The sequence below is a fragment of the Streptomyces sp. JH14 genome, from assembly GCF_029428675.1.
GTDB lineage: Bacteria > Actinomycetota > Actinomycetes > Streptomycetales > Streptomycetaceae > Streptomyces.
Map to the genome: position 1 here is coordinate 3,592,938 of NZ_JAJNEL010000001.1, position 21,215 is coordinate 3,614,152.

Annotated in this window: 22 protein-coding genes and 1 tRNA gene; 13 read left to right on the forward strand and 10 right to left on the reverse strand. The window is 70.0% G+C overall.

Features of this window, described 5'->3' with window-relative positions; genetic code table 11:
- The first annotated feature begins 164 nt into the window (after window positions 1-164).
- Window positions 165-247, forward strand: a tRNA-Leu gene (locus LRD69_RS16205).
- 214 nt (window positions 248-461) lie between these two features.
- On the opposite strand, the gene LRD69_RS16210 is transcribed toward LRD69_RS16205, so the two are convergent.
- Window positions 462-1,073 (reverse strand): NAD(P)H-dependent oxidoreductase, encoded by a 612-nt coding sequence (locus tag LRD69_RS16210; protein WP_277327277.1) that lies wholly within the window; start codon window positions 1,071-1,073, stop codon window positions 462-464.
- A 132-nt stretch (window positions 1,074-1,205) separates the two neighbouring features.
- Here LRD69_RS16210 and LRD69_RS16215 point away from each other — a divergent pair, with 132 nt between their 5' ends.
- Window positions 1,206-1,553 carry a helix-turn-helix domain-containing protein gene (locus LRD69_RS16215; protein ID WP_277327278.1) on the forward strand — a complete coding sequence of 116 codons (348 nt, stop codon included), beginning with the start codon at window positions 1,206-1,208 and terminating at the stop codon, window positions 1,551-1,553.
- A gap of 49 nt (window positions 1,554-1,602) precedes the next feature.
- On the opposite strand, the gene LRD69_RS16220 is transcribed toward LRD69_RS16215, so the two are convergent.
- Window positions 1,603-2,079, reverse strand: a complete 477-nt coding sequence (locus tag LRD69_RS16220; RefSeq protein WP_277327279.1) for a MarR family winged helix-turn-helix transcriptional regulator — start codon at window positions 2,077-2,079, stop codon at window positions 1,603-1,605.
- A gap of 81 nt (window positions 2,080-2,160) precedes the next feature.
- On the opposite strand from LRD69_RS16220, the gene LRD69_RS16225 reads away from it, so the two are divergent.
- The 4 genes from LRD69_RS16225 (at window position 2,161) to LRD69_RS16240 (ending at window position 6,291) form a co-directional block, all read left to right on the forward strand.
- Window positions 2,161-3,297 (forward strand): hypothetical protein, encoded by a 1,137-nt coding sequence (locus LRD69_RS16225; protein ID WP_277327280.1) that lies wholly within the window; start codon window positions 2,161-2,163, stop codon window positions 3,295-3,297.
- A 136-nt stretch (window positions 3,298-3,433) separates the two neighbouring features.
- Window positions 3,434-4,885, forward strand: coding sequence for a DUF2252 domain-containing protein (locus LRD69_RS16230; protein WP_277327281.1), 1,452 nt, complete (start codon window positions 3,434-3,436; stop codon window positions 4,883-4,885).
- A 58-nt stretch (window positions 4,886-4,943) separates the two neighbouring features.
- On the forward strand, window positions 4,944-5,900 hold the full coding sequence (locus LRD69_RS16235; RefSeq protein WP_277327282.1) for a hypothetical protein: 957 nt from the start codon (window positions 4,944-4,946) through the stop codon (window positions 5,898-5,900).
- Between the two features lie 46 nt (window positions 5,901-5,946).
- Window positions 5,947-6,291 (forward strand): rhodanese-like domain-containing protein, encoded by a 345-nt coding sequence (locus LRD69_RS16240; RefSeq protein ID WP_277327283.1) that lies wholly within the window; start codon window positions 5,947-5,949, stop codon window positions 6,289-6,291.
- Window positions 6,292-6,388: 97 nt separating this feature from the next.
- Here the strand turns inward: LRD69_RS16240 and LRD69_RS16245 are convergent, their stop codons facing one another.
- The 6 genes from LRD69_RS16245 to paaA form a co-directional block, all read right to left on the reverse strand.
- Entirely contained in the window at window positions 6,389-7,543 is a 1,155-nt protein-coding gene (locus LRD69_RS16245) for an acyl-CoA dehydrogenase family protein (protein ID WP_277327284.1), read from the reverse strand.
- Between the two features lie 126 nt (window positions 7,544-7,669).
- Window positions 7,670-8,728 carry a 1,2-phenylacetyl-CoA epoxidase subunit PaaE gene (paaE, locus tag LRD69_RS16250; RefSeq protein WP_277327285.1) on the reverse strand — a complete coding sequence of 353 codons (1,059 nt, stop codon included), beginning with the start codon at window positions 8,726-8,728 and terminating at the stop codon, window positions 7,670-7,672.
- On the reverse strand, window positions 8,729-9,235 hold the full coding sequence (gene paaD, locus LRD69_RS16255; RefSeq protein WP_277327286.1) for a 1,2-phenylacetyl-CoA epoxidase subunit PaaD: 507 nt from the start codon (window positions 9,233-9,235) through the stop codon (window positions 8,729-8,731). It abuts the gene before it with no gap.
- Window positions 9,229-9,930: a 1,2-phenylacetyl-CoA epoxidase subunit PaaC gene (gene paaC, locus LRD69_RS16260; protein ID WP_277327287.1), complete on the reverse strand. Its 702-nt coding sequence runs from the start codon at window positions 9,928-9,930 to the stop codon at window positions 9,229-9,231. The genes paaD and paaC overlap by 7 nt, the downstream gene beginning before the upstream one ends.
- The gene (gene paaB, locus LRD69_RS16265) at window positions 9,927-10,217 is read right to left on the reverse strand and encodes a 1,2-phenylacetyl-CoA epoxidase subunit PaaB (RefSeq protein ID WP_277327288.1); all 291 of its coding nucleotides are present in this window, start codon (window positions 10,215-10,217) and stop codon (window positions 9,927-9,929) included. Before paaB ends, paaC begins: the two co-directional genes overlap by 4 nt.
- Window positions 10,214-11,269: a 1,2-phenylacetyl-CoA epoxidase subunit PaaA gene (gene paaA / locus LRD69_RS16270; RefSeq protein WP_277327289.1), complete on the reverse strand. Its 1,056-nt coding sequence runs from the start codon at window positions 11,267-11,269 to the stop codon at window positions 10,214-10,216. The genes paaB and paaA overlap by 4 nt, the downstream gene beginning before the upstream one ends.
- Window positions 11,270-11,384: 115 nt before the next feature.
- Between paaA and LRD69_RS16275 the strand changes: the two genes are divergently transcribed.
- Genes LRD69_RS16275 through LRD69_RS16285 form a run of 3 tightly spaced genes read left to right on the forward strand, consistent with a single transcriptional unit; the run spans window position 11,385 to window position 14,223 of the window.
- A complete protein-coding gene (locus tag LRD69_RS16275) occupies window positions 11,385-12,161 on the forward strand; it encodes a DUF5819 family protein (protein ID WP_277327290.1) in 777 nt (258 codons plus the stop codon).
- Window positions 12,162-12,193: 32 nt separating this feature from the next.
- Complete coding sequence (locus LRD69_RS16280; protein WP_277327291.1) at window positions 12,194-13,477, forward strand: HTTM domain-containing protein; 1,284 nt, start codon at window positions 12,194-12,196, stop codon at window positions 13,475-13,477.
- Window positions 13,474-14,223 carry a TrmH family RNA methyltransferase gene (locus LRD69_RS16285; RefSeq protein ID WP_277327292.1) on the forward strand — a complete coding sequence of 250 codons (750 nt, stop codon included), beginning with the start codon at window positions 13,474-13,476 and terminating at the stop codon, window positions 14,221-14,223. Before LRD69_RS16280 ends, LRD69_RS16285 begins: the two co-directional genes overlap by 4 nt.
- An 84-nt stretch (window positions 14,224-14,307) precedes the next feature.
- On the opposite strand, the gene paaN is transcribed toward LRD69_RS16285, so the two are convergent.
- Entirely contained in the window at window positions 14,308-16,008 is a 1,701-nt protein-coding gene (paaN, locus tag LRD69_RS16290) for a phenylacetic acid degradation protein PaaN (protein ID WP_277327293.1), read from the reverse strand.
- Between the two features lie 123 nt (window positions 16,009-16,131).
- Here paaN and LRD69_RS16295 point away from each other — a divergent pair, with 123 nt between their 5' ends.
- Window positions 16,132-16,725: a TetR/AcrR family transcriptional regulator gene (locus tag LRD69_RS16295; RefSeq protein ID WP_277327294.1), complete on the forward strand. Its 594-nt coding sequence runs from the start codon at window positions 16,132-16,134 to the stop codon at window positions 16,723-16,725.
- Between the two features lie 72 nt (window positions 16,726-16,797).
- On the opposite strand, the gene LRD69_RS16300 is transcribed toward LRD69_RS16295, so the two are convergent.
- The gene (locus tag LRD69_RS16300) at window positions 16,798-17,319 is read right to left on the reverse strand and encodes an Lrp/AsnC family transcriptional regulator (RefSeq protein WP_277327295.1); all 522 of its coding nucleotides are present in this window, start codon (window positions 17,317-17,319) and stop codon (window positions 16,798-16,800) included.
- Window positions 17,320-17,566: 247 nt separating this feature from the next.
- Between LRD69_RS16300 and pdhA the strand changes: the two genes are divergently transcribed.
- Genes pdhA through LRD69_RS16315 form a run of 3 tightly spaced genes read left to right on the forward strand, consistent with a single transcriptional unit; the run spans window position 17,567 to window position 21,173 of the window.
- Window positions 17,567-18,730, forward strand: a complete 1,164-nt coding sequence (pdhA, locus tag LRD69_RS16305) for a pyruvate dehydrogenase (acetyl-transferring) E1 component subunit alpha (RefSeq protein WP_277327296.1) — start codon at window positions 17,567-17,569, stop codon at window positions 18,728-18,730.
- Window positions 18,727-19,755, forward strand: coding sequence for an alpha-ketoacid dehydrogenase subunit beta (locus tag LRD69_RS16310; RefSeq protein WP_277327297.1), 1,029 nt, complete (start codon window positions 18,727-18,729; stop codon window positions 19,753-19,755). Before pdhA ends, LRD69_RS16310 begins: the two co-directional genes overlap by 4 nt.
- Window positions 19,755-21,173 carry a dihydrolipoamide acetyltransferase family protein gene (locus LRD69_RS16315; protein ID WP_277327298.1) on the forward strand — a complete coding sequence of 473 codons (1,419 nt, stop codon included), beginning with the start codon at window positions 19,755-19,757 and terminating at the stop codon, window positions 21,171-21,173. The genes LRD69_RS16310 and LRD69_RS16315 overlap by 1 nt, the downstream gene beginning before the upstream one ends.
- Window positions 21,174-21,215 lie beyond the last annotated feature (42 nt).

Consider the following 21,215-nt stretch of genomic DNA (forward strand, 5'->3'; position numbering starts at 1 on the left):
TGAGGAGGAGTGGGGGCGGGCGGCGCGGGTTCCGGCCGCCTTGGTTCGTCCTGCACCTGCCCACGAAACAACGGATGTGAATCCACCCTGTCCAGCGTGCTAATCTTCCGGATGTCGCCAGGCGCTCGCACCAACAGGTGAGAGAGTCTGAAAACACCACTCATGCGCGAGTGGCGGAACGGCAGACGCGCTGGCTTCAGGTGCCAGTGTCCTTAGGGACGTGGGGGTTCAAATCCCCCCTCGCGCACAAGAGAGAAGCCCCACAGGCCAATGGTCTGTGGGGCTTCTTCGTTCCCGGTGTCGCGTCCGGTGCCGGCGTTGTTCTGTTCCTTGTTTCACGTGAAACGCCTGATTCGGGGTGTTCCGTGGCATGGCAGGGCGTTCTGGGCTGTGTGAGCACAAGGAAGGGCCGGGGCCGCGGAGATCGAGTACTCCGCGGCCCCGGCCCTTTGTCGTACGGCTCAGGCGGCGAAGCGGGCGGCGAGCGCCTTGGCCTTCTCTGCGGCGTCGGTGAACGCCTTGGCGCGGGAGGCCTCGGCGAGCGGGATGAGCTCGGCCATCGCCGGCTGGGAGTGGGCCAGCGTGAGCTCCGGAACGATGAAGTCGACCTCGGCGCCGAACATGCTCGTCAGGAGCTTCTCCAGGTAGTTCTGCACGAACTCGGCGTCCGCGCGCGGGGTGCCGGGCGCGTACGAGCCGCCGCGGCTGGCGACGACGGTGATCGGAGTGCCCGCCACGGGGCTGTCGGGGCCTGCGTTGTGGCCGACGATGATCACCTGGTCGAGCCAGGCCTTCAGGGTGGACGGAATGCTGAAGTTGTACATCGGCGCGCCGATCAGGACGGCGTCTGCCGCTTCCAGTTCGGCGGCGAGCTCGTTGCGCAGCGAGTCCCCGGCGCCGGCGGCGGCTGCGGCGGCGTCCAGGTGGGGCAGCGGGTTCGCGGCGAGGTCGCGGTAGACGACCTGTCCGTCGGGGTGCTGCTCGATCCATGTCTGGACAAAGGCCGCAGTGACCTCGCGCGATGCGGAGCCCTGGGGGAAGACGGCGGAGTCGAGGTGCAGAAGCGTGGCCATGGGGGTCTCCACGGATGTCTAGGGGAGGTGATGTCCGGCCGGATGGGAGGGCATCTGTTTTGTACGTACCTAGTAATAACATAGGTCCTTACTATTCGTAAGTCCCGCACGACGACGCAGTACTCTTGGTGTATGGCGGAGCACAGCGAGCAGGCGTGTCAGCGGGTCGACGTGGGCATCACGCGCGTTTTCGAGCTGTTCGGGAAGCGCTGGACGGGCCCGATCGTCTCCGTGCTCATGCAGCAGCCGGTGCACTTCGCCGATCTGCGGCGGGCGATTCCGGGCATCAGTGAGCGCATGCTCTCGGACCGGCTGTCCGAGCTCGGCGCGGCCGGCCTGGTGGTGCGTCAGGTCGACGAGGGGCCCCCGCTGCGGGTCTCGTACCGTCTGACGCGGGCAGGAGCCGCGATGGAGCCCGCACTCAAGGAGCTGGCGCTCTGGTCGAAGACGTACCTCGCCGATGACGGGGGCGGCTGCTGACGGCCCCCGGGGCTGTGACTTCTGCCGCTTCGGATGGTGCACCCGGCTTCTAGGCCTGCTGGTGCCCCTCCTCGGTGCCCTGGCTGCTTGTCCCGCCCGACGCGTTGTAGCGCAGCAGGTACTCCGCGAAACGGGCCAGATCGTCCGAGGTCCACTCCGCCAGGCGCTCCTGGTAGGCGGTGCGGCGGCTGGCCTGGGTCGAGGCGAGGGCGCGGGTTCCGGCCTCGGTGGGATGCAGCACCTGGATGCGGTGATCGGCGGGGTCCGGGTGGCGCTCCACCAGGCCGAGTTTCTCCAGGGTGCGGATCTGCCGGCTGACCGTCGACTTGTCGAGCATGTAATGCGCCGCCAGGTCCGTTGCGCGGCAGCCGTGGCGGTCGTCGATGTGCGCCAGCAGCGTGTACGAGACCAGGGGCAGCTCCGGATGGAGGCGGGCCGCGGCGGCGCGCGCCCGGCGCGCGAACGCGGTCAGTTCGCGCTGAATGACATCCAGTGACTCTTCGCGTTCCCCGGGGGTGTCTGTCACGGATCTCACCTTCCCTCACCAAATTTCAGTTGTATAGTACAACAAATATAGGAGTTGTAAAAGCCAACTATTGGAGTTCCGATGTCCACAGGCCCGAGCGCTACCGGCTCCACCGCCGGGGCCGTACGTCATGTGCTGAGCCATCTCGTCACCCCGCTGTTGATGTGCATCGGCATGGGGCTCGCCTACCTCGGGGCGTTCCACGCCCCGGAGCCGCATGACCTGAGGGTGGACGTGGTCGGGGCGGGTCCGCAGGCCCAGGTGCTCGCGCAGACGCTGCAGGACAAGAGTGATGGGGCACTGAGCGTGCGTACGGTCCCCGATCGGGCCACCGCGGTGAACCACCTCAAGACACAGGCGAGTTATGGCGCATACCTGCCGGGGAAGGACCCCGGGCTGCTCGTGGCCTCCGCCTCCTCCGACACCAGTGCCACAGTGGTGGAGAAGGTCTTCACCGAGGTCGCGGCCGCGCAGGGCGACCCGTTGAAGGTGACGGACACGGCGCCGACCGCGGACGGCGATCCGACCGGCCAGGGCATCTTCTTCCTGCTGGTCGCGGTGAGCATCGGGTCGTACGCGTCGGTCGCGGTGATCGGCGGCGCCGGTGCGGTGCTGGCCCTGCGGATCAGGGCGATGCTGGCCGTCGGCGCGTCGCTGGCCGTGAGTGCCGTCGGAGCGGCATTCGCAGGGCCGCTGTTCGGCCTGGTGGACCACGGGCTCAGCGGTGTCTGGGCGATGGCGTGGCTCTACTCGGCGGGCATCCTGCTGGTCGGTATCGGGCTGCACACCTTCCTGAAGCGGTGGACGACGCTCGGCGTGATGGTGCTGTTCGTGATGCTCAACTTCACCAGTTCCGGCGGCATCTTCCGGCCCGAGCTGCAGCCCGGGTTCTTCGGTTCGCTGCATGCCTTCTGGAACGGTGCGGGCTTTGTCGAGGGCGTGCGCAGCCATGTGTACTTCGACGGGCATGCGCTCGGCGGCCATGTGCTGGTGCTCGCGCTGTGGTTCGTGGTGGGTCTGGCCGTGATGGGTGCCGCCGGGCTGGCCGAGGGGAAGCGGCGGAGCGCTGCCGCGCACGCCCAGGGCGCGGCCGGCTCCCGGCACCGGGCCGGGGCGGAGAACCGGACGGCGGCGAGCCCGTCCGAGGCGGTGCTCCGGTCACAGGCCGAGGCGAAGGAGGAGCTGGAGGAAGAGCTCGAGGAGGCCGTCGCGGTCTGACCAGGGCAGAGTGTTGTCCACAGGCGTCCGCCCTGGTTTTCCACAGGGGCGGACGCCCGTTGGTGTACGGCGGTACCGTCGTCGGCAGTTGATGTTGGGGAAGGTCGCCGGTCGACGGCGGGGGAGGCTGCGTGCCATGGGTGAGTTCAGTGCGACGGTGCCGATGCAGCGGGCTGTGACGGTCGGGCCGCGCATTCCGGTCGTGCCCGGGTTCGCGCAGCGCGCGGTGGTGGCGGAGCGGAGTGCCCCGTCGTCGCCGAAGCAGGCAGGCAAGGCGCTGCGCGGCCGGGTGCCCAGGAACTCCCACGACTCCTTGGTCCTTCCGGCCGGTCGGCCCGACGCGGTGCAAGCGGTCGAGGAGTCGAGCCGGGGCCGCGTTCGCGACCTGGCGCCGATCCGGGTGGGGCGCATGGCTGCCACGCCGTTCGCGTTCCTGCGGGGTTCCGCCGGGTTGATGGCCCATGACCTGATGGGCACACCCGTGACGGGGGTGGGGGCCCAGTTGTGCGGCGATGCGCACGCGGCCAATTTCGGGCTGTACGGCGATGCGCGCGGCAGCCTGGTCATCGATCTGAACGACTTCGACGAGACCGTGTTCGGTCCGTGGGAGTGGGATCTGAAGCGGCTCGCCACCTCGTTGGTGCTGGCGGGGCGTGAGGCGGGAGCGGACGAGGGCACCTGCCGGCAGGGTGCGTACGACGCGGTGGGTGCGTTCCGGCGGACGATGCGGCTGCTGGCCAGGCTGCCCGCCCTCGACGCCTGGAATGCCATCGCGGACGAGGAACTCGTCTCGCACACGGATGCGCGCGATCTGCTCGGCACGCTGGAACGGGTCTCGGAGAAGGCCCGCAACAACACCAGTGCGCGCTTCGCGGCCAAGTCCACGGAGGAGTCCGAGGACGGCGGGCGCCGCTTCGTGGATGCACCGCCGGTGCTGCGGCGCGTACCGGATGCGGAGGCCGCGGCCGTGGCCGCGGGGCTCGGAGACTATCTGGGCACGATCTCCGAGGACCGGGTGCCGCTGCTCGCACGGTACGCGATCCACGATGTGGCGTTCCGGGTGGTCGGTACGGGCAGCGTCGGTACCCGGTCGTACGTGGTGCTTTTGCTCGACCACCGGGGCGAGCCTTTGGTGCTGCAGGTGAAGGAGGCGCGGCCCTCCGCGCTGGCGCCGTATCTGCCGACCGTCGGGTTCGAGGTGCCGGAGGTGGCGCACGAGGGGCGCCGGGTGGTGCTCGGGCAGAAGCGGATGCAGGTCGTCAGCGACATTCTGCTGGGGTGGGCGACCGTGGACGGGCGGCAGTTCCAGGTGCGGCAGTTCAGGAACCGCAAGGGCAGTGTGGACCCGGTGGCCCTGACGGCCGACCAGGTCGACGACTACGGGCGGATGACGGGTGCGCTGCTGGCGCGGGCCCATGCGCACAGTGCCGACCCGCGGCTGATCGCGGGGTACTGCGGGAAGAGCGACGAGCTGGACGAGGCGATGGCGAGCTTCGCGGTGACGTACGCGGACCGTACGGAGGCGGACCACGCTGAGCTGGTGCGGGCCGTCGGCGCCGGCCGAATAGCGGCCGAGCTGGGGGTCTGAGGCGCCGCTGCACGACCGCGCGTCCTCGGGGCGTGGGACGGGGCCATACGCTGGACGGGTGACCCACGAAGCCGCCGGGGTGCCGACCACCCGGAACGACGATGACCGGCAGGACAACGACCGGCAGCACGAGCAGCAGGTGCAGGACGGGCAGCAGGTGCAGGACGAGCAGCAGGGCCTCACGGCCGATGCCGGTGCGGACGCCGAGACGGACGGTGCAGCCGGCCGCGCCGCCGATGGGGCGCGTCCCGAGGCGCGGCTGGCGAAGGCCGTGCGAGTGGCGGAGCAGGCGCTGATCGAGTTCGAGATCGCAGTGGAGACCTTCCGCGTCGAGGTCGAGAATTTCTCCCGGCTGCACCACCAGAAGCTCGGCCCGATGTACGCCCGCCTCGACGAGCTCGATGCGCAGATCGCGGAAGCCCGGGCCGCCAGGACCGGTGACCCCGAGGACCTGCGCAGGGCGCAGGAGGCGCGGGCGCTCGTGATGCCGATGCCGGGTGTCGAGGAGCTGTTCCACGACTGGATCGACTCCGAAGGGCTGTCCCCCGAGGCGGCGGCGATGCTGACCGAGCAGCCGGTTCGGCCGCCGAAGCGGGTCCGGCCGACCGAGGAGGCGCGCAAGCTCTACCGCGAGCTGGCTCGCAAGGCTCACCCGGATCTGGCTCAGGACGAGAAGGAGCGCGCGCGCCGGGACGAGTTCATCACCCGCGTCAATGGCGCCTACGGGCGTGGCGACGAGACACTGCTGAAAGAGCTGGCGCAGGAGTGGGAGGCCGGGCCGGTTGCGGAGCGGGCGGAGCTCAGCGAGAGCGAGGAGCTCTACGCCCGGCTGGACTGGCTGACCCAGCGCAAGGAACTGCTGACGGTGCTCGCCCAGGAGCTGGAGGAGAGTGCGATCGGGGCGATGCTGCGGATGGCACCCGACGATCCGGACCGGCTGCTGGACGAGATCGCCGAGCAGCTGCTGGGTGAGGTCTCACAGCGCGAGGCGGAACTGGCCGGGCTGGTGCAGTAGCGTTTCTGGTGACCCTGGAGTGTACGTACGAGAGAAGGCATGACCCATGAATTTCGCCCCGCTGCCCTCGGTGGATGTTGCGGCGGTGCCGTCGGACGGCCTTGTGCTGGACGTCCGGGAGAACGACGAATGGGCCGCCGGGCATGTCGAAGGTGCCCTGCACATTCCGATGAGTGACTTCGTCAGCCGCTTCGGTGAGCTGACCGAGGCGGCCGAGGACGGCCGCCGCGTGCACGTGATGTGCCGCGTCGGTGGACGGTCCGCCCAGGTCACCCAGTACCTGGTGCAGCAGGGCATCGACGCCGTAAACATCGACGGCGGGATGCTCGCCTGGGACGGTGCCGGCCGTCCGATGGTCACCGACAACGGCACCCCGGCCTTCGTTCTCTGATCCGGCCGTAACCTCTGGTCCGGCCGGAGAGCGCGCCGATCCGGCCGGAACGGACGGTCCGCCCACGGTGCCACGGCTCCGGGGCGGAGCGCGGCCCTCAGTCGAGAGGATGGGCCGCCAGCAGGTCGCCCAGGGCCTCCTCATGGGCCGCCGCCGGACCGAGCGAGAGCTCGATCTGCTTCGCCCAGGCGTGGAAGCGGTGCAACGGGTAGTCGGTGTCCGCGCCGAAGCCGCCGTGCAGGTGCTGGGCCGTCTGCACGACCCGGCGGACGCCCTCCGACGCCCAGATCTTCGCCACGGCGACATCACCCTCGACGGGCAGCGGGCCGGCGGCGCCGGTGGAGATCCGCCAGGCCGCCTGCCAGAGAGTCACTTCCATGGCCCGCAGATCGATGTAACGGTCCGCGGCCTGGACGGCGACGGACTGGAACGTCGCCACCGGGAAACCGAACTGCTCGCGCTTGCCGGTGTACTCGCTCGTCATGGCCAGCACGGTCTCGCCAAGTCCCAGTGCGAGCGCGCAGGTTCCGGTGGTGAGCAAGGCGCGCAGCCACTCCCAGGCTCCCGGGGCGCCGATCAGCGCACGGTCGTCGACGCGCACTGCGTCGAGCCGGACCTCGGCGAGCAACTCGCCGCTGGTGGAGACCTGTTCGGCCAGGGTGACGCCTTCGGCGGTGCGGCTCACCAGGGCCAGTACGGCCCGGCCGTCGCTCGTCCGGGCGGGCACGGCGATCCAGTCGGCGCACTGCGCCCACGGCACCCCCGACTGCACCCCGTCGAGCACCCATACCGGGGTGTCGCTGCCGTTCTCCCCGTCGCCCGGGCGGGCGGTGACGGCGAGCTCGGCGGTGCCATGGCCGGTGCGGCCGTTGGCCCCGACGGTCAGGACCAGCTCGCCCCGGCCGACTCGGGGCAGCAGCTCGGCGGCCAGGCCGGGATCACCGTCCTGCTGGAGCGACATCGCGACAGCGCAGGTCTCCAGCAGTGGTACCCGGGCGAGCACCTTGGCGGACTCCCGCAGGACCAGGCAGAGCGCGACCGGATCGAGCCCGGACCCGCCGTGTTCCGGCGCCAGCGTCAGGCCCAGCAGGTCGCCTGCGGCCAGGCCGGCCCACAGCGAGCGATCGATGTCCTGGGCCACTGCGCCCTGTACGAGGGCGGGGCTGGGTACCGCGTCGGGCTCGACGCCCGAGAAGATCGCCCTCGCTGCCTCGGCGGCGGCCTGCTGCTCCTCGGTGAAGGTGAAGTCCACTGCCCTGACCTCCTGCGAACCGCATTGCCCGTACTAGGACCTGACGGATCGTCAAGATAGAACAGGTTCTACAAGAAAGGAACAGGAGGGCGGGACGTCGGCGAACGGCCGGGGAGCCCGGTGGGGTCAGCGGTCGAAGTCGAGCTCCACCTCCGAAGTGACCGGGTGCGACTGGCAGGCCAGCACATAGCCGGCCCCCGTCTCCTCCGGTTCCAGCGCGAAGTTGCGGTCCATCCGGACCTCGCCCGAGACCAGGAAGGCCCGGCAGGTCCCGCACACCCCGCCCTTGCAGGCGTACGGCGCGTCGGAGCGGCTGCGCAGCACCGTCTCCAGCAGTGATTCGCCGTCCTGGACCGGCCAGCTTCCCGAGCGGCCGTCCAGCGTCGCGGTGAGCGTGCTGTGTGCAGGTGCCTCGACCCGGGCGCGGACGGCCTCGGCCGGCCCGTCGTCGACATGGAAGATCTCCTGGTGGATACGGGTCCGGCCGACGCCGAGGCCGTGCAGCGCACGTTCTGCTGCCACGACCAGGCCGAGCGGCCCGCACAGATACCAGCCGTCCACCTCGTCCACCGAAAGCAGAGCGGGCAGCAACCCGGTGAGCCGCTCCCGGTCGAGCCGGCCGGACGGGAGGCCCGCCTGCTGCTCCTCCCGGGAGAGCACCGTCACCAGCTGAAAACGGTCCGGGTAACGGTCCTTGAGGTCGGCGACCTCGTCCAGGAACATCGTCGACGCCGCTGTCCGGTCGCTCCGGATCAGGCAGAACCGGGCCTCGGGCTCCCGCGCCAGCAGCGTCGATGCGATCGACAGCACCGGGGTGATGCCGCTGCCGCCGACAATCGCCGCGAAATGCCCGGCGCGAGGAGTGAGCACGAAGCGCCCCATCGGAGGCATTGCTTCGACCTGGTCGCCGACGGCGAGTTCCTTGAGGGCGTACGTGGAGAACGCTCCGCCGTCGACCAGCCGGATGCCCACCCGCAGCGCCGGATCGGCGGACGCCTCGGCGGCCGGGGCACAGATCGAGTACGAACGCCGGATCTCCTCGCCGTCGACCGTGTAACGCACATTGAGGTGTTGGCCGGGCTTGTAGCGGAAGGTCTCGCGCAACTCGGCCGGCACCGCGAGCGTGACGGCCACCGAATCATCGGTCAGCCGCTCGATCGCGCGGACCCGGAGCGGATGGAACATCTACAACTCCTTGAAGTGGTCGAACGGTTCGCGGCAGCTCACACAGCGGCGCAGCGCCTTGCAGGCGGTCGAGGAGAACCGGCTCAGCAGCTCCGTGTCCGTGGAACCGCAGTGCGGGCATCGCACCGAGAGGGTGAGCGGCACCGGCCCGCCGGACCGGCCTGCCGCGTCGTGCGCGCGAGGGGGCGCTATGCCGAACTCGGCGAGCTTGCGCCGCCCCTCCGCGCTGATGTCGTCCGTCGACCAGGCCGGCGCGAGGACGGTGACCACGGAGACCTCGGGTATCCCGTGGTCGTGCAGCACCCGCTCGATGTCGGTGGACATGGCCTCGATCGCCGGGCAGCCGGTGTATGTCGGGGTGAGGCGGACCGTGACCCTGCCGGGGGCGAGCACCTCCACCCCGCGGAGCACCCCCAGCTCCTCCAGGGTCAGGACGGGCAGCTCGGGGTCGGGCACGGACCCGGCGAGTCTGCGCACCTCCTCCTCCAGCAGCGTCCCGGTCACCATGACGCACCCGGATGACTGCGGTGCAGATGCTGCATCTCGGCGAGCATCCGGCCGAATGGTTCCGTGTGGATGCCCTGACGTCCGGCCCCGGCCGTCCAGGCACCGGACTGCGGACCGGCCGGCACGGTCAGCGTCGCCCGTTCCAGGACGCCGGTGACCGTCGTCAGCCAGTCGTTCTGCAGCGACTGCCAGTCGATCTCCACGCCCTCGACCGGCTGGAAGAGCTCACCGGTGAACCGCCACAGCGCGTCCACCCCGTGCTGCATCCGCTGGTGACTCTCCGCCGTGCCGTCACCGAGTCGCAGCGTCCAGTGCTCGGCGTGGTCCTGGTGGTAGGCGACCTCCTTGACCGCCTTCGCCGCCAGTCCGGAGAACTCCCCGTCACCGGCTGTCAACTGCTCGTACAACCCCCGCTGATAGACGGAGAAGTAGAGCTGGCGGGCGATGGTGTGGGCGAAATCGCCGTTGGGCTGCTCGACCAGCTGGACGTTGCGGAACGCCCGCTCCTCGCGCATGAACGCCAACTCGTCCTCGTCCCCCACGAGCGAGAGCAGCACCCGGGCCTGCCCCAGCAGATCCAGGGCGATGTTGGCGAGGGCCACCTCCTCCTCCAGCACGGGCGCATGACCCGCCCACTCCCCCAGCCGGTGCGACAGCACCAGCGCGTCGTCGCCGAGGGCGAGGGCCGCGGTCACAGGTGCTTCACCCCTTCCGGGATCTCGTAGAACGTCGGGTGCCGGTAGGGCTTGTCGCCCGACGGCTCGAAGAAGGAGTCCTTCTCGTCCGGCGAGGAGGCCGTGATCTCCTTCGACGGCACCACCCAGATGGAGACGCCCTCGGAACGGCGCGTGTACAGATCGCGGGCGTTGCGCAGGGCCATCTCGGCGTCCGGGGCGTGCAGGCTGCCCGCGTGGGTGTGCGAGAGGCCGCGTCGCGACCGCACGAACACCTCCCACAGGGGCCAGTCCGTCGAGCTGCTCATGCCGTCGCCTCCGCGTTCGCTGTGGCTGTGTCTGCCTCGCGCGTCCGCGCGTGAGGATTCTCTGTCCGGTGTTTCACGGCGAAGGCGGCCGCCGCGTCCCGTACCCAGGCGCCCTCTTCGTGCGCCCGGCGCCGCTGGGTGAGGCGCTGCTCGTTACACGGGCCGTTGCCCTTCAGGACCTCCTGGAACTCCGTCCAGTCGATCGCCCCGAAGTCGTGGTGTCCGCGCTCCTCGTTCCACCTGAGGTCCGGGTCCGGGAGGGTGAGCCCCAGCGTCTCGGCCTGCGGGACACAGATGTCGACGAACCGCTGCCGCAGCTCGTCGTTCGAGTGCCGCTTGATCTTCCAGGTCATCGACTGCGCCGAGTGCGCCGACGCGTCGTCCGGGGGGCCGAACATCATCAAGGACGGCCACCACCAGCGGTTCACCGCGTCCTGCGCCATCTCGCGCTGCGCAGGCGTGCCGCGGCCGAGGGTGAGCAGCAGCTCGTACCCCTGACGCTGGTGGAAGGACTCCTCCTTGCAGATGCGGACCATCGCCCGGGCGTACGGGCCGTACGAGCAGCGGCAGAGCGGCACCTGGTTGGTGATCGCGGCGCCGTCCACCAGCCAGCCGATCGCGCCGACGTCAGCCCAGGTCAGCGTGGGGTAATTGAAGATCGACGAGTACCTCTGGCGGCCTGCGTGGAGCTTGTCGAGCAGCTCCTCGCGGCTCGTCCCGAGGGTCTCCGCCGCGCTGTAGAGATACAGCCCGTGCCCTGCCTCGTCCTGCACCTTGGCCATCAGGATCGCCTTGCGGCGCAGCGAGGGGGCACGGCTGATCCAGTTGGCCTCGGGCTGCATACCGATGATTTCGGAATGGGCGTGCTGCGCCATTTGCCTGACCAGCGAGGCCCGGTAGGCGTCCGGCATCCAGTCGCGCGGCTCGATGCGCTCGTCCGCCGCCACCGCAGCGTCGAACACGGCCAGCAGGGCGCTGTCCGCGTCGTCGTGCCCGCCTGTTCCCCCCTGCACCGTCGCCTGCGCTGTCTGGTCCGCAGTCACTGCCGCCATCCCGGGCTCCCTACCGACCGATCGTTCGGTTCATTGGCTTCAATGGTGAGTCGCTGGCCCGTAGGGTGTCAACCCTGTGGATAACTGACCGGGGATCGACGGGGATCGGGGCGGGATGGATTCGTACGACGACAGGGGCGTCGGAGGTGGGAGCGGGAGCGCCGGGCCGAGGGCGATCCGGTGTGAGGACGCCCCGTTCGACACCGGTCAGGGCACCGGTTCCGATGCGGCCGCCGAGCTGCCGCGTGCCGGTATTGCGGGCCTGTCTCTTCCCTACCAGATCGGTGCCGCCGTCGCGCTCTCGATCATCGGGCTGATCGCCTGCACCCACCTGGCCATGGTGTTTCTGCACGTCGCACCGTCCAACACGCTGACCAAGCAGCACGGCAAGGTGGTGGACGACTGGGTCTATCCCGAGTTCGAGCAGAACTGGAAGCTCTTCGCCCCCAACCCGCTCCAGCAGAACGTCGCCGTGCATGTCCGGGTCGAGATAGCCGGCGCCGACGGTCGCCGCACCACTCCGTGGATGAGCCTCTCCGGCGAGGACGGCAAGGCGATACGCGGCAATCTTCTCCCCAGCCATGTCCATCAGAACGAACTCCGCCGCGGCTGGGACTTCTACATCAACTCGCACGACGCCGAGAACCGGCCGAACGGCCTGCGCGGCGAACTCTCCGAGCGCTACATCCGCCGGATGGTGTTGCTGCGCCTCAGCGAGCACGACTACGGCGGCACCATCGAGCGCATCCAGGTCCGGTCCGAAGTGCGTTCCGTCGGAGCGCCGCCGTGGAGCACCGAGAAGATCAGTACCCGGCCGAACTACAGGGTGCTGCCGTGGTGGACCGTCACCTCCGCGGACCTCCCCGAGAACGCCGAGGAGGCGGACCAGTGAGCGAGCCCTCCCCGAGCATGTCTTCCCCGAGCATGTCTTCGCCGAGCACGTCTTCCTCGAGCGAGCCTTCCCCGAGCGCGCCTGCCCGCGGCCGCAAGCTCGCCCGTGCCGCCCAGCGCATCACCTCCTCGGCGCTCGGTCCGTATCAGACCGCGGTCATCCGGATCGGTTTTTCCGTCACCTATCTGCTCTTCCTGCTCCGCGAGCTGCCGCACCGCCACGAGATGTACGGCCCCGACGCCCCGTGGGGCTGGGACATGGCGAAGCAGCTCATATCGGGCAACGAATCCTTCTCCGTGCTCATGTGGTCGAACAGCACGGCCTGGTTCGAAGTCGTCTACGGGATCGCGCTGGTGTCCGCCGCGCTGCTGATGCTCGGCTGGCATACCCGCGTCATGTCCGTCCTCTTCATGGTCGGCGTGCTCTCGCTGCAGAACCGCAGCATTTTCCTGGGTGACGGCGGCGACAACGTCATCCATCTGATGGCGATCTATCTGGTGCTGACGCGTTGCGGGCAGGTCTGGTCCCTGGACGCGCGGCGTGCGGCACGGGCGACGCGAGAGGCGACTGCAGAGGGGCCGGGCGCACGCAGGCCGGCGCCGAATGTGGGCGGGACGGTCCTGTGGGTGCTGCTCGGCCTGGTCCTCGTGGCGGGTTCGGCGACAGACGGACTCGGCGGCACCTGGTGGCTGCCGGCTCTCCTCTGGGTGCTGTGGATCGGCCATGGTGCCTGGTGGGCCCTGAATCGCTACGCGCCGCGCAGTGAACCGCGCCTTCTGCTGGACGTCATCGCCAACCTCGTCCACAACGCCACGCTCGTCGTGATCATGGTCGAGGTCTGCCTGATCTACGCGACCGCCGGCTGGTACAAGATCCAGGGATCGCGGTGGCAGGACGGCACCGCCCTGTACTACCCGCTCAAGCTCGACTACTTCACCCCCTGGCCCGCCCTGTCCGACCTGCTCGCCTCCAACGGTGTGATGGTCATGGTCCTGACGTACGGCACAGTCATCGTGCAGGTCGCCTTCCCCTTCACCCTCTTCAACCGGCGGGTCAAGAACGTCCTGCTCGTCGCCATGATCTGCGAGCACGCCGGCATCGCCCTGCTGCTGGGGCTGCCTTTCTTCTCGATGGCGATGATCGCTGCCGACTCCGTCTTCCTGCCGACGGTCTTCCTGGTCTGGCTGGGGGGCCAGGTGTCGCTCGGGCGGCAGCTGCTGTTCTCCCGCTCGGGCCGGGTGCCCGGGCCGCGGCGAGGCGGCGAGGAGGAGGCCCCGCAGCACACCGGAAGCGGTGGCCATACGCTCGTCGGGTGAGCAGCGATACCGGCAGCACCGGCCGTACCAGCACCAGCAGCAGTACCAGCACCACTGGCGGCCCCTCGGGCTCAGCCCTCGCGGCGGGTGAGCCGACGGTGGAGCCCCTGCAGTACGACGACGGGTTCGGGGCGGAGATCGGTGTCGGACCGCACCCGCTGCCCTGGCCCGAGGGCGAGCGGTACGACCCCGAGCTGCTCGCCCACGGCGACCGGCGCAATGTCGGCGACGAGTACCGCTACTGGACGCGGGAAGCGATCGTCGCCGATCTGGATCTGCGACGGCACGACTTCCATGTGGCCGTGGAGAACTGGGGTCACGACTTCAATATCGGGTCGGTGGTGCGTACCGCGAACGCCTTCCTGGCCAAGGAGATCCACATCGTGGGCCGGCGGCGCTGGAACCGGCGCGGTGCGATGGTGACCGACCGGTACCAGCATGTGCGGCACCACCCCGACACGGCGGATCTGACCGCCTGGGCGGCGGCCGAGGGGCTGCCGATCATCGGGATCGACAATCTGCCGGGAGCCGTGCCGCTGGAGCGCACCGAGCTGCCGCGCAGGTGTGTGCTGCTTTTCGGGCAGGAGGGGCCGGGGCTGACGGAGGAGGCCCGCAAGCACGCCACGATGGTCTGCTCGATCGCCCAGTTCGGCTCGACGCGGTCGATCAATGCGGGGGCGGCGGCGGCCATTGCCATGCATGCGTGGGTGCAGCGGTACGCCGACATTCCGGAGGCCGGAGTCTGAGGAGGCGAAGGCCGAGGGGCGGGGCCGGGGGCTTCTGCCCCGGCCCCGCCCCTCGCGCCCGAGGGACCGGCCGACGGGCCTGCGCTATGCCTGGCGGCGGACTTCCACCATGCGGAAGCGGTTCGACACGAATGCTCCGTCGCTCAGTGCCGCGTTCGCCGCAGGGTTGCCGCCCGAGCCGTGGAAGTCGGAGAAGGCCGCCGTCTGGTTGACGTACACCCCGCCCGTCAGGTTCAGCGAGAGCTGGGCCGACTCGTCCAGGCAGACGTCCTCCACCGCACGCTCCACCTCCGGTGAGGTCGTGTACGCGCCGACCGTCATGGCGCCCTCATCGCGGATCGTGCGGCGCAGCAGCTCCACCGCGTCCGCCGTCGAGTCGACGGCGACCGCGAACGCCACCGGTCCGAAGCACTCCGACAGGCAGGCCGCCTCGTCGTCCGGCTTGGTGGCGTCGAGCTTGACGACGACCGGGGTACGGACCACCGCGTCCGGGAACTCCGCGTTGGACACTTCCCGCGAGGCCAGGGCGACCTCACCCAGTTCGCTCGCCGCCTCCAGCCGGGCCTTCACCTCCGGGTTGACGAGCGCGCCGAGCAGCGCGCTCGCCCGGGCGTCGTCTCCGAGCAGGCCGGTGACCGAGGCGGCGATGTCACCGACCACGTCGTCGTACGACTTGTCGCCGGCGTTGGTCGTGATGCCGTCCCGGGGGATCAGCAGGTTCTGCGGGGTGGTGCACATCTGGCCGCTGTACAAGGAGAGGGAGAACGCCAGGTTGGCCAGCATGCCCCGGTAGTCATCGGTGGAGTCGACGACGATCGTGTTGACCCCCGCCTTCTCCGTGTAGACCTGGGCCTGGCGGGCGTTGGCCTCCAGCCAGTCGCCGAAGGCCGTGGATCCGGTGTAGTCGATGATCTTGATCTCGGGGCGGACCGCCAGGGTCTTGGCGATGCCCTCGCCCGGCCGCTCGACGGCCAGGCAGACCAGGTTGGGGTCGAAGCCCGCCTCGGTCAGCACCTCGCGGGCCACCTGGACCGTGAGCGCCAGGGGCAGTACGGCGCGCGGATGCGGCTTCACCAGGACCGGGTTGCCGGTGGCGAGGGAGGCGAAGAGTCCCGGATAGCCGTTCCACGTCGGGAAGGTGTTGCAGCCGATCACCAGTGCGATGCCGCGGCCCGCCGCGATGTACGTCTTGTGCAGCTGGAGCGGATCGCGCTTGCCCTGCGGCTTGGACCAGTCCGCGGTCCGCGGTGTGCGGATCTGCTCCTCGTACGCATACGCCACCGCTTCCAGGCCGCGGTCCTGGGCGTGCGGGCCGCCCGCCTGGAACGCCATCATGAAGGCCTGCCCGGTCGTGTGCATCACGGCGTGGCCGAACTCATGGGTGCGGGCGCTGATCCGCGCCAGGATCTCCAGGCACACCAGAGCCCTGGTCTCGGGCCCCGCCTCGCGCCACGCGGCCATCCCCGCGCGCATCGCCGGAAGCAGCACGTCCAGGTCGGCGTGCGGATATTCGACGCCGAGCTCCGGTCCGTAGGGAGAGATCTCCCCGCCCGTCCAGTCGTCGGTGCCCGGCTGGCCGAGGTCGAGCCGGGTGTGCAGCACGGCGTCGAACGCGGCCTTGCCCTCGGCGGCGCCCAGGCTGCCCGGGGCGCCGCCCTCGCCGTATGCCTTCGGGTGCTCGGGATGCGGGGACCAGTAGGCGCGCGTGCGGATCGCGTCGAGGGCCTGGTCGAGCGTGGGGCGGTGTTTGTCGGACAGCAGTCGGGGGGAGAGCTCGGCGGCCATGACGGACCAACTCCTCATCGAGCTGGGCAGGGACGGGCGGACAGAGTTAGAGTAACCGAACGATCGGTCGGGACAAGGGGGCCCACGAAACCTGTGGACAACTCGTAGGGGAGGATCGCGGACATGACCACGGCCAAGCGGGACACGTACACCCCGGAGACTCTCCTCACCGTCGCCGTCCGTGTCTTCAACGAGCGCGGTTACGACGGCACGTCGATGGAGCACCTGTCCAAGGCGGCGGGCATCTCCAAATCGTCCATCTACCACCATGTCGCGGGCAAGGAAGAGCTGCTGCGGCGCGCAGTCAGCCGGGCGCTGGACGGGCTCTTCGGGATTCTCGGCGAGGCCGGGGCGACGCGCGGGCGCGCGATGGAAAGGGTCGAATACGTCACGCGCCGTACCGTCGAGGTGCTGATAGCCGAACTGCCCTACGTCACGCTGCTGCTGCGTGTGCGGGGCAATACGGCGGCCGAGCGCTGGGCAATGGAACGGCGCCGCGAGTTCGACCATCGGGTGGCCGAGCTGCTGAAGGCGGCGGTCGCGGACGGTGATCTCCGCTCCGACGTGGACATACGGCTGGCGACCCGGCTGCTCTTCGGGATGGTCAACTCCCTGGTCGAGTGGTACCGGCCGCAGCCGGGCGGTGGCGCCGAGGGGGAGCAGCTGGCGGACACGGTCGTGCAGCTGGCGTTCGAGGGGATGCGTTCCAGCCGCTGAGTCGTCGACGACCGGAGGCCGGGTGCCGGGAGCACCGGAACCGACGCGGCGATCTCCAGGGTGAGCAAGTCCCTAGGTGAGTTCGGTGGGGCGCTCGGGCCCCGGGGCCAGATCGGTCTCCTCGAACACCAGAAGCGTGCGCGTGGACAGCACCTCCGGGATGGCCTGGATTCTGGTCAGGACCAGCTCGCGCAGCGACCGGTTGTCCGGGGTGTGTACCAGCAGCAGCACGTCGAAGTCTCCGCTGACCAGCGCGATGTGGGTCGCCCCCGGCAGTGCCTGGAGCTGCTCGCGCACCGTCCGCCAGGAGTTCTGCACGATCTTGAGCGTGATGTACGCGGAGGCGCCCTGCCCCGCCCGCTCATGGTTCACGCGTGCGCTGAAGCCGCGGATCACGCCGTCGTCGATGAGCCGGTTGATCCGCGCGTAGGCGTTGGCGCGCGACACATGGACGCGGTCGGCCACCGACCGTATCGAGGCGCGGCCGTCCGTCTGCAGCAGCCGGAGGATGTCACGGTCGATGGCATCGAGCGGGCGCGCGGGTGGAACCTGGCCGGGACCCTCGACCCCGTCGGCCATTTGTTCAGCTGCCATGTCCCCGTGCCTCCCTGCCCTGGACGACCTGTCCCTATCCCAGGCTGTGGAGAACCGTTTGTCCACAGGCTGATGGCGCCTGTAGCCAAAATGCGCCCGCGACCGAACAATCGGTAGGTGAGGCACACCACATCCGTGTCTCGGACAGTGCTCGACATTTCGACATATTCAGTCACCCCTCGATATCGGATGACCCCTCGATATCGCCAAGCCGCTCGATATCCCTCGATGCAAGGAGGTGCTTGTCATGACGGTCCAAGAGCTGCCCGGCGCGGCCGCCTACCGGCCCACGCCGCCTCCGGCCTGGAAGCCGCTCACCAACCCCGCGCCGCTGCTCCCGGACCCCGAGCCGTACCGCGTGCTCGGTACGGCTGCCGTGGCCGACGCAGACCCCGAGCTGCTGCTGCGGCTCTACGCCGAGCTGGTGCGCGGTCGGCGGTACAACGCCCAGGCCACCGCCCTCACCAAGCAGGGCCGACTCGCCGTCTATCCGTCGAGCACCGGGCAGGAAGCCTGCGAGATAGCGGCGGCGCTGGTGCTGGAGGAGCGCGACTGGCTCTTCCCCAGCTACCGCGACACGCTCGCGGCGGTGGCGCGCGGCCTCGATCCGGTCGAGGCGCTGACTCTGCTGCGCGGCGACCGGCACACCGGGTACGACCCGCGTGAGCACCGCATCGCCCCGCTCTGCACCCCGCTCGCCACCCAGCTGCCGCATGCCGTGGGTCTGGCCCACGCGGCACGGCTCAAGGGGGACGATGTGGTGGCGCTCGCCATGGTCGGCGACGGCGGGACCAGCGAGGGCGATTTCCACGAGGCGTTGAACTTCGCGGCCGTCTGGCGGGCACCGGTGGTGTTCCTGGTCCAGAACAACGGCTTTGCCATCTCCGTACCCCTGGCGAAGCAGACGGCTGCGCCGTCACTGGCGCACAAGGCGGTGGGGTACGGGATGCCGGGCCGGCTGGTCGACGGCAATGACGCGGCCGCCGTGCACCAGGTGCTCGGCGAGGCGGTGGCACGGGCCCGGGCGGGTGGGGGCCCGACCCTGGTCGAGGCGGTGACGTACCGGATGGACGCGCATACGAATGCGGACGATGCGACGCGCTATCGCGGCGACAGCGAGGTGGAGGCGTGGCGGGCGCACGACCCGATCATGCTGCTGGAGCGGGAGCTCACCGAGCGCGGGCTGCTCGGCGAGGACGGCATCGAGGAGGCGCGTGCGGCCGCGGAGCGGATGGCTGCCGGGCTGCGCGCGCGGATGAACGCCGATCCGGTGCTCGATCCCATGGATCTCTTCACGCATGTCTATGCGGAACAGACCGCACAGTTGCGGGAGCAGGCGGCCCGGCTGCGGGTGGAGCTGGACGCCGAGCAGGGCCAGGACGGTACGAGTGGTGCGGGGGACGGCCGATGACCACGGCGGCGATGGCCGGCGAGCGGACTGACAGGGTCAAGCCGGCCACCATGGCGCAGGCGCTCGGGCGTGCACTGCGCGACTCGATGGCCGAGGACCCGACGGTGCACGTCCTCGGTGAGGATGTCGGCACGCTCGGCGGGGTCTTCCGGATCACCGACGGGCTGGCCAAGGAGTTCGGCGAGGACCGCTGTACCGACACGCCGCTGGCCGAGGCGGGCATTCTCGGTACGGCCGTCGGCATGGCGATGTACGGGCTGCGGCCTGTGGTGGAGATGCAGTTCGACGCGTTCGCCTATCCGGCGTTCGAGCAGCTCATCAGCCATGTCGCCAAGATGAGGAACCGGACCCGGGGCGCCATGCCGCTGCCGATCACGGTGCGGGTGCCGTACGGCGGCGGGATCGGCGGGGTCGAGCACCACAGCGACTCCTCGGAGGCCTACTACATGGCCACGCCGGGCCTGCATGTCGTCACGCCGGCCACGGTCGACGACGCGTACGGCCTGCTGCGGGCATCGATCGCCTCCGACGACCCGGTGGTCTTCCTGGAGCCCAAGCGGCTGTACTGGTCGAAAGCGCCATGGTCGCCGGACGCGCCGGTGGAGGTCGAACCGATAGGACGTGCCGTTGTCCGCCGTCCCGGGCGCAGCGCGACGCTGATCACCTACGGGCCGTCCCTGCCGGTCTGCCTGGAGGCCGCCGAGGCGGCCGTCGAGGAGGGCTGGGACCTCGAGGTGGTGGACCTGCGTTCGCTGGTCCCGTTCGACGACGAGACGGTCGCCGCTTCCGTGCGGCGCACCGGCCGCGCGGTCGTCGTCCACGAGTCGTCCGGGTTCGGCGGCCCCGGTGGAGAGATCGCCGCTCGCGTCACCGAGCGCTGCTTCCACCATCTGGAGGCCCCGGTGCTGCGGGTCGCCGGGTTCGACATCCCGTATCCGCCGCCGATGCTGGAGCGGCACCATCTGCCGGGCGTGGACCGGGTGCTCGACGCGGTCGCGCGGCTGCAGTGGGAGGCGGGGAGCTGATGCCCCAGGTGCTCGAATTCAAGCTGCCCGACCTCGGCGAGGGCCTGACCGAGGCGGAGATCGTGCGCTGGCTGGTGGAGGTCGGCGATGTGGTCGCCATCGACCAGCCGGTTGTCGAGGTCGAGACCGCCAAGGCGATGGTGGAGGTGCCGTGCCCGTACGGGGGTGTCGTGACCGCCCGCTTCGGCGAGGAGGGTGCGGAGCTTCCGGTCGGGGCGCCGTTGCTGACGGTGGCGGTGGGGTCCACGGAGGAGGACCGTGCCGGGGTTCCTTCCGATGCGGGCGCCGCGGAGACCGAGTCGTCCGGCAATGTGCTGGTCGGATACGGCACCGGGGCGCCCAGGGCGCGTCGTCGGCGGGTGCGGCCCGAGGCGATTTCGGCCTCTGCCGCGAGGGCGGTGGTGGCTCCGGATGCGGCGCCGCGGCCGGTCTCCGCTGTGGTTCCCGAGGCGGTGCCGGGCCCGGTGGCGGTGGTCTCTCCGCTGGTGCGGAAGCTGGCGCGGCAACATGATCTCGATCTGCGGCAGTTGACGGGGTCCGGGCCCGACGGGTTGATCCTGCGCGCCGATGTCGAATCCGCGATCAGGGCTGCGGCGGACGGAACGGCGGGGAGGGCGGCGGCTGCTTCGGCTTCCCTTCCTGCCGCGGTGTCGGCGACCGCTCAGGTGCCGGCCCTCGCCTCGGCCCCCGGGCCGGTGCCGGTGTCGCCTTCGGCCGCCGGGGAGCGGATTCCGTTGCGTGGTGTACGGGGCGCGGTCGCCGACAAGCTGGCGCGCAGTCGACGTGAGATACCCGACGCCACGTGCTGGGTCGACGCGGATGCCACCGAGCTGATGGCCGCCAGAGCCGCGATGAACGGTGCCGGTGGTCCTTCCGCGGGGCCCAAGGTGTCGGTGCTCGCCCTGCTGGCCCGTATCTGCACAGCGGCTCTGGCCCGGTTCCCCGAGCTCAATTCCACTGTGGACCTGGAGGCACGGGAGATCGTACGGCTGCCCGCCGTGCATCTCGGCTTCGCGGCCCAGACCGAGCGCGGGCTTGTCGTTCCTGTCGTGCGGGACGCGCAGACCCGTAACGCGGAATCGATCGGCGCCGAGATCGGCCGGCTGACCGAGGCGGCACGGACGGGCACGCTGACCCCGGCGGAGCTGACCGGCGGCACGTTCACGCTGAACAACTACGGGGTGTTCGGGGTCGACGGATCGACGCCGATCATCAACCACCCCGAGGCGGCGATGCTCGGTGTGGGCCGGATCGTGGCCAAGCCGTGGGTGCACCGGGGCGAGCTGGCCGTTCGCCAGGTCGTCCAACTCTCGCTGACCTTCGACCACCGGGTCTGCGACGGAGGCACGGCGGGTGGCTTCCTGCGGTACGTGGCCGACTGTGTGGAACAGCCGGCCCTGTTGCTGCGCACGTTGTAGGGGGAAGTGGAGGAAGACGAGAAGGGAGGGAACGAGGAGGCC